Origin of the sequence: Bacillus cereus group sp. BfR-BA-01380, from assembly GCF_022663535.1 — a bacterium.
GTDB lineage: Bacteria > Bacillota > Bacilli > Bacillales > Bacillaceae_G > Bacillus_A > Bacillus_A cereus_BB.
Map to the genome: position 1 here is coordinate 1 of NZ_JAKUFS010000022.1, position 16,443 is coordinate 16,443.

Here is a 16,443-nt window from a genome sequence, read left to right on the forward strand (position 1 = left end):
TCGCTGTACAAAACCAACATCTCTAGCAAGATTTCGTAAGATATTTGGGGATAAGAAACTTTGAATTTCTTGAGCAAATAGTTGTAATTCATCAGATACAGAAATAGACATGCAAAAACGCCATCCTTTCCTATGATTCTACAGAAAGAATAGCGTATTTTTTCATTTTAGGGGGAATTTTGTTTTGTTAGCTTGATAGCGATGGTGTACCGCCAGCGAACCGGAAATAAACCACGTTAAAGATTTTCGAATCATTTTAGCACTAATTTAAATTGTGTTGTATGCGAAATTAGATTATTCGAGTAAATTGTGTTGCATCGAAGCGTTCTTAGCGGGGCAAAATCGCTTTGTTTCTCTACACAAAAAAGGGCATATCCCTTTCGGAATCGCCCTTTCACCTTAAAAATATGTGCCAGTTTATTGTTTTAACCGGGTGTACTCTGGAAAACAGCCCCCGTCAACTGATATCGTTTTTTTATTTTGCTGAGCGATACCGAAAAATTTCTCTATTCAAGGTATCAAAAATTGTTACAAAGTAAACTTTTGGGTAAAAGTTTACTTTCGATAAAATAGTGTATAGCTGGGCTGAATCTGAAAAGGATATAAATTAAGAAATTCATTTAATTTTAATAATATTTGCAATCAAAAAGCATCCGTATAATAAACGGTTGCTTTTTGTGTATCAATATTGACAACGATTATATGTTCAACATGAATAAATCCATCTACCACTTTATTACTTTCAAATGGTTAAACTACATGTAAATAAAAACAAGTAAGAAAGTGGAGTGCAATTTATCTAAGAATATAGAATTTTTAACAAAAATTCATAATTATGTTATATAATGATGTTAACAAACCATATTTTAGGAATTATCCCGATTGTGTAGAATGTATATTTTGTTTTGCTGAGCTAAAATATTTAGCTAAAAGAACTTGTAGCGGGGCCTGCTACAAGTTCTTTTATTTTATTTGGAGAATTACTTTTCATTAAATGAAAATACGAAAAAAAAGGAGGGATTTCCTTTAAGGACAAAAAATGAGCTTATATTTGTTTATTTATTTTATGTTACAGTTCCATATGTTAGTCAATTACAACACTGTTAAGAAGGAGTATACATAATGAAACGTAAAATGTTAGCTTTAATAGTTCCAGTCATGTTATTATCAGCGGTAGGTTGTGTAAACAATCAGAAAGAAAAAGAAGAAATTAAAGTTTCAATAGAGCAAAATAAACCAGAAGACTACCCTAAAAACCTAAAATATCTAATGAAAGATTTTACAGACCAAGCTAGAGACATTGATAACCTTATCAATAGCAAGAAATCACAGTATAAGAAAGCAACTGAGTTTAGAGAGCTTTCTGAACCTTTCCTAGATACAGTAGACAAGGTAGGAAAATTAGAGTACGACCAAAAATACTTTCCTGTACACAATAAGGTAGATGAAGCAATGACATACGTAAAAGCAGGGGTAGACCATATGCAAACTGCTTTATCTATGGGAGACAAAGTAAGCCTAGAAATAGCAGTTGATGAACTAAAAACCGCTTCTAAGTTAATAGATGAAGGGCATAAGGAAATGAAAAAGATTAAGTAACAGATAAACAAACAAAGGGGTAGGTGAGTCTGAAACGTAAACTGTTAGCTTTAGTTGTTCCAGTCATGTTATTGTCAGGAGTAGGTTGTTCAAACACATCTCTATCAACCTAAGATAAATTTATATCCATAATTCACAGAAAACGTTATTCCTTCTAATCTAGCTTGTTTAGAAAGAATAACGTTTTTTTGTACTTGGGGGGTAATAAAATTTCTTAAGTTGATGGGCATGGGATCACGTCACATCGCTATCAAGTTAAGAAACACATTCTTCCCCAAAACGATAAAAATGAACTTTGGTGCTACAAAAAACACAAAATTTCCATTTAGGGGGTACTTTAAAATCTTAGCTTGATGGCAATGTGGCGGTACCCCATCAATAAAATACATAATTCCCCTTTTAATTAATTGATTTTTCGATTTCCTTACACACCTTCTTCGTTTTATACCACATTGAAGATAGAAAGATAAAGTATAGTATAAATAAAATTGCGACTCCTATATTCATTGTGTTATAGGTTTGCTCACCGAATTTATGTAATATATCTTGTTTAAATGGATTGTCGAAAAGTACAAACATGCAACCAAAGATAACTGTTCCTGCCATTGATACTTGAAGTAGAAATAACTTGTTTTTAAACTGTTTTAACTGTTCTTCTGAATTCATAAATTACACCCCTTATTTCATTAACTTTCCCTTCCTCTTCCCCTCTTCTTAATGTAGAAGTGGCCACCCCTAACATTTCCGCCGCCTGACGAATGGTATACATAAAAAAACACCTCACTTTATAAGTGAAGTGTAACAGAATGAGTTAGCTTATTTAAACATATTTGAATATTTTTAAACAAATTTAATTAAGCTGTTTATTTTCCCCCCCTTTTTTTATTTTGTGGTTTCCTCATATTCTTTGAATCTTAACTTGGACTATACTACCGACAAATTTCACATTTCAAAGGTATTTCGTTTTATCATGTATAATGTAACTTTAGGAACGTCAATTGGAGCATTAAGAGGAGCGTGAGGAACAATGTCTGATGGAACGCGAAACGGTATACAATCCGAACAACTCCCGGCTTTCTTAACCAAGGAAGTAGCAGAAATGTTAAATATTAGCGAAAGCTATTTGCGTAAATGGTGTTTAGAGTTAGAAAAACATAAGTACACCTTTGTAAAGGTTCGTGATCCTAAAAGTAATCGCGAGTATCGAACCTTTACTTCAAAAGATATAAAAGCTTTGAAACAATTTCAAACACTTATGAAAGATGCCGGATATAACAAGTCCGAAGCTGCCAAAACCGTAGCAATAACCATAAATAATGAAAATTGGAACGCGAGTGGAACGTCCCATGATCCAATAGATTCCCAAACCTTGCTTATTACAAGAGATAAAGAAATATTGGAACGCGAAAACAACACTAATTTGTTACGTGAATTGTTGCGTGAGGAACGCGAAGAAATAACAAAAGAACTTCAATCCATGAGAGAAGAACTACGACGAACTCAAGAAGAATTTCAAACATTGAAAGATGGTATACAAATATATCAAAAACATCATGAACAATTGTTACAAGAAAGAGATGAACAACTATTACATAACATACGATCTATTCAAGAGACTAAACAACTAGTTGCTCCTACTATAGAAAATAAACAACATTGGTGGAAATTCTGGAAATAAAAAAAGCCTTGCATATAAGCAAGGCTTTTTTTATACAGAATTCTATACAGATTTTTGTACTAATACAGAACATTCATAAGCCAGAAAAACCCCAGTATCTCTACAATGTATAAAACGATGCATAGAATCACAAAAAGAAAAAAAGGCGGATCCCTTGTAAGAGTAAGGGTCTGCCTTTTTCCTTGCTACCGATAATGTTACGTTATGTCAACCGATTATGTATACGATATACAAAAAAATTTCTTTACTACCGTATTATTCAGATGGTAAAATTTAGAAAAAGGGGTGAGAGTTATTTCGAATGTAATTAATAAGATGGTATTTAAAAGAGCTATTAACTTTTTTATATTAGGGGTAGCACTAACAGTTATTGCAACCATAATAACTTTTATAATCAATCCAGATCTAAAAGAAACACTGGAAGGGTTAGGAAATAGAATACCAGATCAAGTAAAGGAATTAACAGGTATAGAAAAGGCATGGGAATACATTGTTAATAATGGTTTTATCGTGCCTTTACAAATGTTTATATTAGCCTTGATTCCAATACAATTTTTATATGTTATACATATAATTTTAACTGCTTCACTTCTTGGGGTTTCTTTTGGAATTGCGTTACAAGTTGGTTTTAAAAAAGGTTTTGTGCTGATAATTTCATCCATCCCTCATTATCTTGTTGAAGTTTTCGCTTTGTGTTTATTTGCGGCTATTCTTTTTGAATTAAATAAATTTATTAGAATTAAATTAAAAATTATGTTCAAAAAGGATAAAGAAAGAGTATCTCTTAGTAAAAAGATTTTAGAGGTAATAAAAATTTATGCTATTTTAACTTTACCTATAATTATCGTTGCTGCATTCTTAGAAACTTACATAACTAATATCATATTTGATTTATTTTAGAAACTTTATATGCTTGATGAAGATTGAGATTTACCTAAACATAATACAAACTGTGCTTATAACTTCCAATAACGATTATTATGTAAATGAGCTGTCCATATGGACGGCTCATTGTATTTTTTGCTTAACGTGTTTTTTTCGAAATGCTGGCGGTACCTCATTTTAAACTTTAATGTTGAGAATACGATAAAATTAAAGGAAGCTCAGTTCTTTATGGATTTCTCCCATTCTTGTAGAAGAGCTTTATTAGTTTAATAAACTTACTTAGTTAGCACCGAATAATAAGATTTTGCATCTTGGAATGTAGTGTTTAATTCGATAGTAGTTGTAAACACAGCATATAATGCTATACCTGCAAATATAATAAAAATTGCACGGCCTCTTTTAAATATTTGCTTGTTCTTCTTGTAGAAAATTAGTGCTATTAAAACAACAATCAAAAAGTAGGATGCGTATAATATCGTTTCAAATATGTTCCTGCTAATATCCATAACAGCAGTTCTGAAATGTTCCAAATTCTCGGTATTATCCTTATTTTCTTAGAGCGTAACTAAGTTGTCTCGATAACCAATTTTCCAAGTAAAATTGGTTTGTTCCTTTATCATAGTGTATTGATAACCACCAGCTTTTTCTTTGCTTATAACTAATGGCGAACTTGCATACACATTAGAAACAAAAAAAGCAAAAAATGTAATAATCATAGAAAATAGCATCAAAAGCTTCTCTTTCAAAGCATTTCCCCCTCCCTTTAATTATATATAATACTACAATATTTTAGTAAATTTACTTGATATTCCCAAAACAGAAATTTAATTATTTTACAGTTATTTATGAGAATTCAAATCATTTTTTTCGTTTTGGGGAGCAATCAATTTCTTGACTTGATGGCGATGTGACGTGACCCCATGCCCATCAAGTTAAGTGTGAACATATGACTTAAGAAAAATCGTATCTCGTTTGTATCCATATAGGAGTGGGGGCATCTGTCAATTTTATTGTCATTTGCCTATTGAATAAAAATGTAGAAATGTTTACTTAAATTTTCATTGAATTTATCAGTACGTATAGTCTTTTATATTTGTCCAGAAAATTGTACGCTAAGGACTACAAATCCTTATCATTACAGTATTTTTTTAAGATGAATACATGTTCAGAAGGATAAAAACCTAAGTTTAATTGAACATTGATTTGTTTACACACTTTATGAACATGACTATATAGAGATTTCAAAGACTTTAAAATCACTGAAAGACTTTTGTAACATTTACGAAAGTAAATTGAAAGATGTTTATAATAAGATAATTTTATCAAAGGTGATCTTATTCCACGTTAAAAGTATAAACAATATACAGTATAATTCCATTTTTGTAATCTTATAGAAATAATGAAAAAGAGGAGAAATAGCATGAAACGTATGAAAAAAATAATTCCCGCAGCATTTGTGTTAAGTACAGCTTTATTTGTAGCACCAGGATTTTCTTCTGCGGCTACTGATACTTCTACGAAAGTAGGAAATCTTCCAGTGGTAATCAGTTCTCAAGAAGGAAAAGCACCTATGACAGCAGCTCAGGTTGCTAAAAATGGTACGCAACTTCCTTACATTCCTACAGGTCCTTATGAAGAATTTCCTAATGAATGGCATGTGTCTACAGAAGATGGAAAATTAATTGATTATGTATATGTAGATAAAGTTGCTAAGTCTAATGGGGCAAGAGTTTATGGAATAACAGGTAATGCTAATGATAAATATAAGATTATAAAAGCTGATGGTACTTGGCTTAAAGATGGAGAGAGTTATGAGAAAACTGGAAATAAAGGCGACGTATTATATACAATAGCAATTCCTAAAACTGATCCAATTTTAGAAGATACTAAATTGAAAAAAGACGTAAATTGGAAATTAATTGATTCAAATATAGTAGATAAAAATTCAGGCTATCATTGGAGCAAAGCAGTTACAAGTGGTATTTCGCATAATGTAACTGTAGGATTATCATATACAATTGGGATGGAAGTAGGTCTTGAGGGGGTTGCAAAAGTAAATCAATCATTAACTGCAAGTTTTGGTTATGGTGTTACTCTAAATTCAGAAAGTACCGTTACAAAAACATTCGACTTTAATCCAAAGCCTACTGATTATGCATATGATCAATATAGAACTGCATTATATCAACAGGTAGCAACATATTCAGTTGTTCCGGGAGAAAAATTGCAAAAATGGATGTCTGAACAAAGCGGTGTTTGGGATAATCTTTTTGGTCAGTTAGGTATACAAAGTCCAACGGAATATAAAGTGAAAACCTCAGTTGATTATCCAGTAGATGTCTTAGTTGCACTTACTTCAAAATAATGTGAAAGCTAGCAAAATGCTAGCTTTTTAATATCTCACCTATATGGTGTCTCCACACCTGCCCCTTAAAGTTGATGGAAACATGCCCATCAACTTAAGAACTTTATAACACCCCAAAACAAAAAAAATTGTACATTTTCACATAAAGTGAAACTTTAATCAGTGGGGGTTTTCTCCATCCCCCACTGATTATTAGCCCTCACCAATCGGGCTTTTACGGGCAGTTTATCTCCCACCTAACTTCTTAAGAAAGGCGGAAGTGGCTCGCTCAGAATCGCAGGACGTTGGAGCACCCGACAGAGAGGCGCTTTTTGCCTCGTCCGAGGGGGACGAAACGACCGGAGATTCTAGCCGCTAGAGCTGGACAACAAAGAAATGTGGAAGTGGCTCGTCCAGAATGTGAGGGGGATAGAGCTTCTGACGTAGAGGTGTTTTTTACCTCGCAGGAAGAAGCGAAGCCACCGAACATTCTAGCCACTGGAACTGGACAATGCTTTCGCTGAATTTTGAGGTGGGAGTATTACTGCCCACGAATAGCGGGATAAATGGCATATCCTGAAGGTGAATATATCCATTCACCAAAACTTACAACTGTAACATCCCTATTAAAATGCAAATCAAAACATTCATACAAACAAGATTTTATTTGACTTACCTTATATATCTTTTGAATACCGAACCAGTCAATTCTTACTTATTCCCTTTCTCTAAAACAATCTAAGTATTAGATTTCCCCTATATTTTTAATAATCCTATTAAGTTTTTTGTAAAATTCACCTTTTGTTTTTACATGTTTAAACTGATCTGGATTCATATGAGCTTTTTGAGATAGTGCTACAATCTCTTCTTTTGTAATTGAATCTTTAGTATTGATAGATGCTATATTTGTATATTTTCCATCTTCTGTTTTTGGAATTTCTAAAATTCCTTTATTTACGAGATCCACTACAGCCTTATGCTCTGAAGAATGTGTGTCTACACCGGTAATTTTCCAATTATGCATCACTTTTGGCGTGTATACACCATTCTTTACTTCTTTTAAATATGTAATAGCAAGGTTACGAATGGTTCCACCTGTTTCGCCAAATGCATTCTCTTGTTTAGATGACCAAATCTGTTCAAACTTACGTCCCTCTAAAGCCCCTCCTTTTGCTTGAAGAGCCTCCATTCTATATGCATTCATTCCCAGAGTCATAACATCGCTCATTTTGATTGGTTTATTTGTACGAATAGATCGCAAATTTGTAATTCGACTTCCATATGGTTTTGTTAAGTCAATTTCGTATTTCACGCCTCCAAAGAAGTCGTTCGTACTGTATTTAGACGCACGGCGTGTTTTATCAAAGCTAACTGTTACATCTCCGGCACGAGATGTGTTAAAATACCCCGCCGCCCATTCCATATAATCTTTTAAATCTTTTCCAGTTATCTTATATACTGTAATTTCTCCCAAAGCATATTGGTAATTATACGCAATATCTTTCTTCTTAATAGGGCCTACATCTAAACGAGCATAATCGTTATCAATTTGATGGGCTACTACATCTGCTTTGCTGTAATAGAGCATGACTTCATGAAAAAAATCTGATAAAGGTGTCTCTTGAATTTGCACGCTTGGAATACCATTTATTTCATTTTTAGGAACAAGATTTCTCCCCTTTAATTGAGCGACTACAACATTTGCATCTCCTCTCGCATACTCGTGAAAAGGTGTTAATGTTTCTTCAAGTGCAGGATCGGATAATACCGTTGTTCCATCAGCATTTTTTACAGGTAAAGCGGTAGCTGTTTTATCTTTTAAAACCAGCTTCCCATCTTGCTTTGTAAAAGTAAGGTCAATACGTGAGATATGCGTGCCATATTTATCTGGTTCTGTAATAATAACACCATTTACAACTTCTTTTTTAACAAGTTTATGCATATGAGCTGCAAAAATAGCGCTTAGTTCTGGACAGGCATTTGCAATATCTTGAACCCCAGTACCAGGGATGCCATTCTCATTTTCTAGTCCCATATGCATAACCCCTACCATTACATCTACTTTACCTTCTAATTCTTTAATTGCCTTCTTTGTTTCTTCTACTGGATTTTTCACCACTAAACCAGCCAAATGATCTGTCCCTTTTTCAAAATCACTAATCATTGGTGTATCCATGCCAATAACCCCAACTTTGATGCCACCTTTTTCAACGATCGTATATGCAGGAAGAAAACGCTCTCCATTCTCCTTATAAATATTCCCTGCTAATGTCTTTCCTTTATATTGCCCACTAACTTTTTTCAATGTATCTAATCCAAAATTGAATTCATGATTTCCAAATGCCCAAGCATCATATCCCATTTCGTTCATTGCTACCATCATCGGAGACTGTGGCTTATCATTGAATAACTCTACTGAGTTCCCTTGAATTGTATCTCCGGCATCTAATAATACGGTATTTGGATTTTCTTGGCGTACCTTCTTTATAACCGTATAAAGCTGCGTTAAACTTCCACTCATATTAGCACCATCAAGTGCATAATCCCAAGGCATAAACCTACCGTGAATATCTGCAGTACCTAATAATGTAATATTAACATCAGACTCCTCTGCTTTAGAGATCACTGGTTGGATTGTTATTGCTGCTCCAAACAGTATAAAAATAACAAAATAACATACACGGCTCTTCCATCTCATTTTTGACATCATAACAATGGTTCTCCCCTTTTTGTACTGTCATATAGTGTCTTGAACTTTAAAAATGTAACTTATTATTTGGAAAACTTCAAGCCAATTGCAAGTAATCTATAAATTTTGGAACCTTACTATCTAGTACAAAAGATTTTCCAATTGCAACACACCTTCCGCTGGATATATATAATGAACAGGGACACACTTATTTATCGGGGCATTTCGCTTATGCCAACCCTCACTGGAAATGGTTAAAAGAAAATCCTCAAGTATTAGTTACATTTTTAGGGCCACATGCTTATGTGTCTTCTTCCTGGTATGCGCAAGAAAATGTACCCACATGGAATTATGTATCAGTCCATGTATATGGTACAGCTCAGCTTGTAGATGGCGAAGAATTAGAGATTATGTTAGCAAAAATGCTAAAGAAATATGAACAAGGTAGAGATAATGGCGTATTATGGGATACTTTAGATCCAAAATTTTTAAAACAAGAGATGAAAGGGATTGTAGGCTTCAAAATAAAAGTTGAGAAAGTTGAAGCTTCCTTTAAGTTAAGTCAAAACCGAAATAATGATGACTACAAATCAATTATTAATAATCTTGAGAATGAAAAAGATGCCTCTGCAATAGAAGTAGCGAACTGGATGGAAAAAATCAGACCAATGAATGAAAATTAAGTTCAGAACCAAATCACGGGGGTGGCAGAAAGAAAGGCATACAAAAAGCGAAAATTCCTGTATTGTACAAATTAGACAATAACAAGGGGAAATTTTCGCTTTGCTTATTCATACTAATAATATGTTTATTAATGAAGCAGCTATCAAAGTACGCAATAATAGATATGGTTTCATCTTTATGATATTAGTAGTTAACCTATAGCAGTATCTACTACAACATCTTCTATCCTATCTATAAATGCAACATTTCAGCCTTTACAACTTGAATATATTCCTGCAACTTACAAAATGCTTCTGTGAGCTTGCTTGTTTCTTCTATATGAAGGAAGCGTGCTTTGTTTCGCTCTTCCTCTATGATAAGCAGCTGCGCGGCAGCATAAGAGAGACCATACTGTTCGCATTCTCGTTTCATATCATGAAAAAAAGAAAGAGGTACAGTACCTGCTCCCGAGATCAGCATCTCATCTAGAAATTGTTCCAATTCATCGATTATGCGCACTAACTCTATCATAGAATGTTTCTCCTTCATTGAGGGTAATATTTAAAATCTCTCCTGCTTCTGTGTATAAGATAACAGGTGTGACAACGAGCTTTGTACTCTCCTGATAGAAATGGACAAGCATTCGCTTTACGTTCAACGAGCCCATATACATGTTTACAAGTCTAATCATCCGTTCGTTTTCTGGTCGTTTCATCATTTGCATTTGCAATGTTTTACCGGCCTTATCAATGAGAGGAATAATCCATTTTTGTTCCTTTTCCTGAAGCAGCCATTCTCCTATTTCAGCAGCTTCTATACAAAATACTCCTTGCTTATTTGTCTCTATCTGTTTTACTTTTTCTAATAATTCCTCCCATGAGGTCAGAAAAAGAGATTGCCACTCTGTTACATTTGTTTTTCCTTCTGCTTCTCCTACTGTTTGTGAGCTAGATGACAATTGAAAATCGGCGTTAAGTTTTGCCTGCTTCAATCGAAAAGATGAACGAGACAGTTCGTATCCTTTCCCCGCAATCTCCCACGGGGCTTGCTTTTCATGGAGTACTTCAGGAGTTGCGCTGCTTCCTTCATAAAACATCGGACGCGACTGCGTGTATGTCATCCACTTTTCCTGCTCTTGATTATAGAAATAATACGTTACACCAACATAACCGGACTTCGTTTGCCAGCCGGATGCACCGAAGGCATACAAAATAAGCGGCGGTACTTCATAATATTCCGAGCGATACGGACTCTCTTGCAAGCGCTGCTTTTCTAACAACATAATGTGTTCATAAATCGCAGACAGCGTTTGCCGATAGGATGCCATTTGAAAAGACGCATGTTTCATCCGATATAGCCCAATGTCCGTCGCTAACTTACGAAATAAGTTCTCTAACTTTGCTAGTTTCAAAGAACGAGCTTTTACAGAAAGTTGTTCTATTTCATTAATTGTGTTTTCAGTAAGTCGCGTTAATCCAAAATGAACAACTTGTTCGATCATCTCTTTGAAAATGGATAGCTTTTCCGGAGCAATGATAAGAGGATTCATCTGTTTCGTTTCATGCAAGATCCCTTTTTCTTTTTGATACCAATATACCGCTTCTGCCTTATGACGGCATATCCCATCTGCCTTACACGTACAGATCGCATCAGCTACCGATTCAGCTGTTAGAAAGCGAACAGTTATATTCTCTTCTGGAAAGGATGCAATTAAAGCTGCCTCTTCTTCCAAAACGAACTTCGGCTGAAATGTTTCGCGGAACATCATTTCAGCCCATATCTTTTCGGAAACAATGCTGCGTACGTTCACATTCAAAAGAGGGGAAAAATCAACCTTTGTTTCCGCTTCTCCTTCGTACATCTTCTTAGCTTCGAGCAGAGCCATAATGACATGCTTGCAAATGGAGCGGGCATCACAAGTACAGGAGTAACTACGGATATCACCTGTAAACGTTACAGTAATTTCGGCATCAAATTGTATGTGCGCTGCATTTTCTTCTACATCCATTTTGACATTTGATACAGCAGCCAAATCCTTGATTGCTCTCTTGTATGTTCCTTTGTTGGACATTGCGATCAAATATGTTTCATCAATAGAGGAAAGAACATTTAAGAAATGATTGCTGCGATCCACTGTGCCAACCTCCCTGGTGTTAGCGCCGCTACATGAGCACCGAGCGCTGCCATTTTTTTTGCCGCCTGTTTATCATAAAAAGGCTGTGCAGTCGGATCAAGAGAAGTAAGCACGATCAGCTTTGCTCCTGATTCCACAATCTTAATCGCTTCTCGGTACATTTCAGCGTAACTGCCGCCTTCATATAAATCCGTCACAAGCACAACAATTGTTTTGTGCGGCATCTCTATTTTATTCGTTGCATAGCGCAGCGCCTGAGCAATATATGTTCCGCCCCCAAGCTGTACGTTCATAAGTGTTTCGACTGGATCGTCAATACGATCTGTTAAATCAACAACGGATGTATCAAAGATGAACAAATCTGTTTTTATTGTTGGTAAACTTGCAAAAATGCCAGCCATAACTGCACTATGAATAACCGAATCAAGCATGCTTCCACTCTCGTCTACCGCAAGAATCACGCGCCATGGGTTAACGTGCTTCGTTGCCGCATAGAAGTACGGTTTTTCAATATGAATGGTGTTCGTTTCCTTGTCAAAATGCTTCATGTTCTTTCGAATCGTTTTCTTAAAATCAAAATTGCGCATCGTGCGTACACGACTCGCACGGTTTCGATCCGGTCTACCACTTAAAGCGAGCTTCACTTCCTGCTCTAAATTCAGGCGCAGCTCCTCAGCTACTTTAGCCACAATACGCTTAGCAGTGTCCAATACATCCGGATTTACATGATCCTTAAATTGTAAGATGCATTTTAACAAATTCATATTCGGTTCCATTTTTTCAAGCGTCTGCTTATCCTGCAGCAAAGCCGTTAATTCATACTTTTCCAGCGCATGCTTTTCCATAATTTCAATTGTTTCTTTCGGAAACAACTCGCGCACTTTAGAAACCCAAGTGGGCACTGTTAGCTGCGAAGGATCCAACGACCCGCCGCGTTCTTCCCCGCGCTCCCGTTCATACAAAAACTCCAGCGCCTCGTCCATCTCCCTGTATACAGGGCTTTCTTCCTGAAATGTGATTTGGTCATCCGCATATTTTCCAAGAACAAGACGCCATCGATTCAAAGAGATCTTATTCTCCATCTTCTAGCCCCCGTCTCATCAAATTCTCCCGTGCCTTCCGATCTAATTGCATTGCATACGTCAACACAGCTTCCGAAACCACTTCTTCTTTTACCGCTTCTTCCGTTGTGTCATATAACCGAGCAATCTGTCTGGCGATCGTATCGACTTCAAGCGGAGTGAATTGACTGAACAAGAGGCGCAAATGCGACAGCACTTGCAAAAATATCTCCTCATCAAGTTCTTGCAGGACATGAGACATCCCGCCAAGCAGCGACTCGTTATATAGGAAAATATCTTTTGCACCAGCAAACAAACCATTCAAAAATAGAGGTGCTTGCTTTTGCATATCGCCGCTCCCATAAAAGTATCCTTCTGCCACTCGAATGACATCATCAACCGTCCGCTTCGTTAAGGAAGTTAACAGCCCAAATACTGCCCCTTCTACTTGACTTTCCCGTTTTTCTTTTTGCAAATAAAGCTCCAGCGCTTCAATAAACTGCTGATCTGCAGGCTGCAATGTATACAAATCGATAAGCTTTTCCGCAATGATTCCCGGCTCGCCGCCATCTAAAACAGAGAATAACGAAAGCGCTTTGCTTCGAGCACTTTCCGCCTGTTGATTCGTTTTCTCTATTTGCGATAAATAGTAAGCGCAATCTGCTATAGACACGAAGTCTCCATCCTCTTGTATCGCCTCATCCATTAACGGGATGTACATGGCAAAATCAGAAAACAACCCGCTTAAGTAGGCTTCCATCAATAAAAGAGCCACCTCTCCAGCACGCCCTTTTGCCTTATATAGCTTTGCCCGCAGCACTTCCTGAGCGGCTTCCCTTACCGTTCCGCCATATACAGATAAATCAATGAGAGCACTTTCCACCTGCGCTGAGAAACGATATTTCCAAGTTTCTCGCATAAGGTTAATGTTCTGTTTTCTGGCAAGGTTTGGACCGCGCAGCTTCTCGCAAAATGGAACCTCTAAAAAGGCAAGGCAATGAAAGAATTGACTTAAATGCTGATGCCGTTCTTTCTTATATATGTCAAGAATCGTTTCATGCGGTACAGTAGAGCGAGCTGGAAGACGGAATGAACGAACAGAGGCCCGAAAATCATGCACAAGCGGCGGCACATCCGCGGATTTTGACAATTTGCCTCGCTTCGTCCCTTGCAGACTCTTCTGAAGCAGCGTCAACGGTTTATCTACCGAGGATATCTCTCCCTTAACAAATGCGCTGCGCACCGCGTCCATCAACTCATACAATCCAGGCCGCATCTTGCCCCGAAGCAGTGCAAGTTCACGGATCATTCGCGCAGCCTCAATCTCATCTGCTATTGATATCCCGTCTGTTTTTAACTGCCGGGCAACCCGTATCATAAATTGCTCAGCTGCCGCTTCATCCCTATTCTCCCAAATGTGTTGGTAAAAAGCAGGTGCAGGCATTCCGCTCTCGTAACCGCGCGTTTGGTCGCTTTCCAGAAAAGAATACGGCATAAGATACGTTTTTGCATATGTAGCAGACAACGGACTTTTAGACAGTTTTTTCTTTTCTCCTTCTAATTCAAGAAGTCCCTTTACATGAAAGCCTCCGGTAATTACGAGCACCTTTTCATATGCTTTACGCGCTTTTTCAATTTCCTTTGCCATATGTATTTCTCTAGCCATACAGCCGTCTTCTATCAACATCTCCTGCGTATAGTCTGCGCGTGTGTAATAACAATAATCGAAGAGCTGCTGGATAAACTCCTCGCTTGTCATATGAAAACCTTGCAATTCAAAGTATTTCTCCCAAAATTCATGAAAGCTTCGGCAACCCGTTCTTTCTGAGAGCATACGGACATATTGACTGTGCCGGAAGTATTGTTCATCATACTTCCCCTGCTCTTCCTCGTTTTTCGTTACATACAAATATTCCTTATAGGGAAGATCAATAAATGAAACCGGAATGTTACGCATAGATCCTTCCCGAAGTGCGACAAGTTCCGGTGAATAGTCGAGAAAGGGATAGTACGCACGGTACTTTCCGCTCTCTCCTTTTTCAAGCACATCCGGTTTATCATCATAACTGCAATAAATACAAATCGGAGCCTCACTCTCAGCACTCACGATATGCGGAATAAGCGGATTACAATCAATCGGTCCCTCTATAAGAATTGCATCGGGTTTATATAGTTCAACTATTTTTTGGACATGAAAAGAGCATGCGGGACTATGATGGCGAATAGGCACGTATACGACGTTGTTATTTACATTGTAAGCTCTTTGAAATAATGTGTTTACTTCAGCTGATTGCGAGCTTCGAAAAACGACTTCCATGCCTCTCCTCCTACTTGACTTCGCGCTTTGACGATGCTTGTAAAGTAACTGCGCAGCTTTTCTAAGTCTTCCTTGTTTTCTTTCGCAATCGTTCCGGATAAATATCGAACAAGTGCATCCATCTTCACCTGTCCGCTTCCATAATAATACGCATCCATTGCACTTTGATAATATACCGATACTGCTTCTGCAGTACTCATAACAGAAGAAGGCTGATCAATTCGTTTTCCTTCAGCAGTCACGCCTTCTCGCAATTCATGGAAAACAGTCGCCAATAGCTGAACAACCGTCCGGTCCACTTCTGGTACGATGCCAGAAGCTCCTAATAAGCGCGTCACTTGCGACTCTATAATTTTCGCTTCAAGCTTTACATCTTTAATTGGATGCACTGTTTCAAAATTAAAACGACGCTTCAATGCACTACTCATTTCATTCACGCCGCGATCGCGCGTATTGGCAGTCGCAATAATATTGAATCCCGGCTTTGCCGCAAGAATTCCTTGCTCCCCAAACTCTGGAATGTTCAGCACCTTATCGCTCAGAACGCTGATCAACGAATCTTGTACTTCCTGAGGGCAGCGCGTCAACTCTTCAAATCTAGTTAATATCCCTTGTTCCATACCAACGAAAAGGGGACCTGGCACAAGGGCCTCTCTTACAGGCCCTTTCGCAAGAAGAAGTGCATAGTTCCATGAGTACTTAATCGTATCTTCCATCGTAGCGGCTGTTCCTTGCACAGTGTTACGACTATTTCTGCATATCGCAGCAGAAAGCAGCTCACTTAACATCGTCTTTGCTGTTCCCGGCTCCCCGATTAACATAAGTCCGCGATTCCCGGCTAATGTGACAATGGCTCGTTCCACAAGCGCATCATTACCGTAAAATTTACGACTAATTTCTACTTCTTGCCCCTGCCAAAGAAGCGGCTCTTCTTGTCCGATAATAAACGTACGAACCGCGCGTGGTGACAACCGCCAGTTAGCTGGTTTTGGAAACGAATCATTCGCTTCTAAAGCATTCAATTCTACTTCATATAGTTCTTCCATTAATGGTTTAATAGACTGCATATGTCA

Annotated in this window: 14 protein-coding genes; 6 read left to right on the top strand and 8 right to left on the bottom strand. The window is 37.2% G+C overall.

The features are described 5' to 3' along the window. The first annotated feature begins 1,122 nt into the window (after positions 1–1,122). Positions 1,123–1,599 carry a hypothetical protein gene (locus MR076_RS18470; protein WP_242222978.1) on the top strand — a complete coding sequence of 159 codons (477 nt, stop codon included), beginning with the start codon at positions 1,123–1,125 and terminating at the stop codon, positions 1,597–1,599. A 399-nt stretch (positions 1,600–1,998) separates the two neighbouring features. Here MR076_RS18470 and MR076_RS18475 read toward each other — a convergent pair whose 3' ends face one another. Continuing rightward, positions 1,999–2,265 carry a hypothetical protein gene (locus tag MR076_RS18475; protein WP_242222979.1) on the bottom strand — a complete coding sequence of 89 codons (267 nt, stop codon included), beginning with the start codon at positions 2,263–2,265 and terminating at the stop codon, positions 1,999–2,001. 361 nt (positions 2,266–2,626) lie between these two features. Here MR076_RS18475 and MR076_RS18480 point away from each other — a divergent pair, with 361 nt between their 5' ends. Both MR076_RS18480 and MR076_RS18485 read left to right on the top strand, forming a co-directional pair. Then, on the top strand, positions 2,627–3,277 hold the full coding sequence (locus tag MR076_RS18480) for a DUF3967 domain-containing protein (protein WP_242222981.1): 651 nt from the start codon (positions 2,627–2,629) through the stop codon (positions 3,275–3,277). A 315-nt stretch (positions 3,278–3,592) separates the two neighbouring features. Further along, positions 3,593–4,177 (top strand): stage II sporulation protein M, encoded by a 585-nt coding sequence (locus MR076_RS18485; protein ID WP_242222983.1) that lies wholly within the window; start codon positions 3,593–3,595, stop codon positions 4,175–4,177. A 539-nt stretch (positions 4,178–4,716) separates the two neighbouring features. Here the strand turns inward: MR076_RS18485 and MR076_RS18490 are convergent. After that, positions 4,717–4,908 (bottom strand): hypothetical protein, encoded by a 192-nt coding sequence (locus MR076_RS18490; RefSeq protein WP_242222986.1) that lies wholly within the window; start codon positions 4,906–4,908, stop codon positions 4,717–4,719. A gap of 674 nt (positions 4,909–5,582) precedes the next feature. Here MR076_RS18490 and MR076_RS18495 point away from each other — a divergent pair. After that, complete coding sequence (locus MR076_RS18495; RefSeq protein ID WP_242222988.1) at positions 5,583–6,527, top strand: hypothetical protein; 945 nt, start codon at positions 5,583–5,585, stop codon at positions 6,525–6,527. A gap of 311 nt (positions 6,528–6,838) precedes the next feature. Further along, positions 6,839–7,030: a hypothetical protein gene (locus tag MR076_RS18500; RefSeq protein ID WP_242222990.1), complete on the top strand. Its 192-nt coding sequence runs from the start codon at positions 6,839–6,841 to the stop codon at positions 7,028–7,030. 221 nt (positions 7,031–7,251) lie between these two features. Here MR076_RS18500 and MR076_RS18505 read toward each other — a convergent pair whose 3' ends face one another. Continuing rightward, positions 7,252–9,213: a bifunctional metallophosphatase/5'-nucleotidase gene (locus tag MR076_RS18505; protein ID WP_242223121.1), complete on the bottom strand. Its 1,962-nt coding sequence runs from the start codon at positions 9,211–9,213 to the stop codon at positions 7,252–7,254. A gap of 101 nt (positions 9,214–9,314) precedes the next feature. Here MR076_RS18505 and MR076_RS18510 point away from each other — a divergent pair, with 101 nt between their 5' ends. Next, entirely contained in the window at positions 9,315–9,878 is a 564-nt protein-coding gene (locus MR076_RS18510; protein WP_313897349.1) for an FMN-binding negative transcriptional regulator, read from the top strand. A gap of 232 nt (positions 9,879–10,110) precedes the next feature. Here the strand turns inward: MR076_RS18510 and MR076_RS18515 are convergent, their stop codons facing one another. From MR076_RS18515 to MR076_RS18535, 5 genes are read right to left on the bottom strand one after another with little or no spacing between them, the layout of a single operon-like run. Beyond that, positions 10,111–10,389 carry a hypothetical protein gene (locus MR076_RS18515; protein ID WP_242222992.1) on the bottom strand — a complete coding sequence of 93 codons (279 nt, stop codon included), beginning with the start codon at positions 10,387–10,389 and terminating at the stop codon, positions 10,111–10,113. Further along, positions 10,361–11,992, bottom strand: coding sequence for an SWIM zinc finger family protein (locus tag MR076_RS18520; RefSeq protein WP_242222994.1), 1,632 nt, complete (start codon positions 11,990–11,992; stop codon positions 10,361–10,363). Before MR076_RS18520 ends, MR076_RS18515 begins: the two co-directional genes overlap by 29 nt. Beyond that, a complete protein-coding gene (locus MR076_RS18525) occupies positions 11,968–13,074 on the bottom strand; it encodes a VWA domain-containing protein (RefSeq protein ID WP_242222995.1) in 1,107 nt (368 codons plus the stop codon). Before MR076_RS18525 ends, MR076_RS18520 begins: the two co-directional genes overlap by 25 nt. Beyond that, the gene (locus MR076_RS18530) at positions 13,064–15,370 is read right to left on the bottom strand and encodes a DUF5682 family protein (RefSeq protein WP_242222997.1); all 2,307 of its coding nucleotides are present in this window, start codon (positions 15,368–15,370) and stop codon (positions 13,064–13,066) included. Before MR076_RS18530 ends, MR076_RS18525 begins: the two co-directional genes overlap by 11 nt. Continuing rightward, positions 15,331–16,437, bottom strand: a complete 1,107-nt coding sequence (locus tag MR076_RS18535) for an ATP-binding protein (protein WP_026593181.1) — start codon at positions 16,435–16,437, stop codon at positions 15,331–15,333. Before MR076_RS18535 ends, MR076_RS18530 begins: the two co-directional genes overlap by 40 nt. Positions 16,438–16,443: the final 6 nt, after the last annotated feature.